We start from the raw sequence: 985 nt of genomic DNA, 5'->3' as shown, positions 1-985 counted from the left end.
GGCGGACGAGCAGTATCAAGCAAGCATTGATGAGCTGTTTATACAAGCCCTAAAACAGCTACCCAGCGACCACAGTGCCAAGATTGCCAGTGCCATGAGCTACCGAGCCGAAAAACGGGGCGGTGATTTGTCAGGACTGCGTGTGGCATTGACCAATAAAGACCCTGAAGTTCAGTTTATTGGGGCAGAAGGGCTTGCCAAATGCGGTATTAAAGATGGCTTTGCGGTGCTGATGGCGACTGTTGATCATAATAGCGATTATCATCTCAGAAGACGGGCGGTGTTGGCACTGGGTCATTTGGCGGACGAAAACGCTTATGACAAACTGCTAAAACTTGCCGAAGATGGCGAGCACGCCTTGCAAGATGTTGCCAGTGAAGCCTTGGGGCATTTGGGGCAAGGCGAGCACGGACAGCAAATCTTTAAGCTGTTAGAAAAATGCATCAAAGGCGACCGTTATGGCGACAATCCTGCACTAGAACACTGGCTAAATGGTCTGCGTTATCTCAATACCCCACAAAGCTGGCAGTTGATCCGTCAAGTCATCAGCGAGCGTTATGATGCGTCCTTTGGCTATGATGATGGGCTAACCGATGGACAATTACACGCCATTAAACTGCTCAAACACCATGACGACCCTGCAAACCGTGAACTGCTGCTACAGCTACTGCGTCATCAAGACGATCAAGAAGTGGTAGAGACCGCTCACAGCGTGGCAAGCGTGCTATGGGGCGGGGCGACCGATGTGGTCTATGAATACGACTGGGCGACCCTAGGTGGTCATTATCCGCTGGTGCTACAGCGTGTCAGCTTAACAAGGGTGGTTAGCCATGCAAGCCTTGATGAGCTGGTTGCCTTTATTATGGAGACAAAATCAGCCACCCAAGCCCTAAATGCTGAAGTGTTGGCAGGCGTGAGTGGGGCGATACTGCGTCAAACAGGACTGCCTAAAGCCACGCTAGAGACTTTATTGTCCGATGATGGC

Annotated in this window: 1 protein-coding gene; it reads left to right on the top strand. The window is 51.2% G+C overall.

Going from position 1 to position 985, the window contains the following annotated elements:
* On the top strand, nt 1-985 hold a 985-nt coding region (locus GY683_RS06905), incomplete at both ends, for a HEAT repeat domain-containing protein (RefSeq protein WP_297288037.1).

Origin of the sequence: Moraxella sp., assembly GCF_024227015.1 — a bacterium.
Lineage (GTDB): Bacteria > Pseudomonadota > Gammaproteobacteria > Pseudomonadales > Moraxellaceae > Moraxella.
The sequence above is the reverse complement of the archived record's forward strand: the minus strand, read 5'-3'. Positions and strand labels throughout refer to the sequence as shown.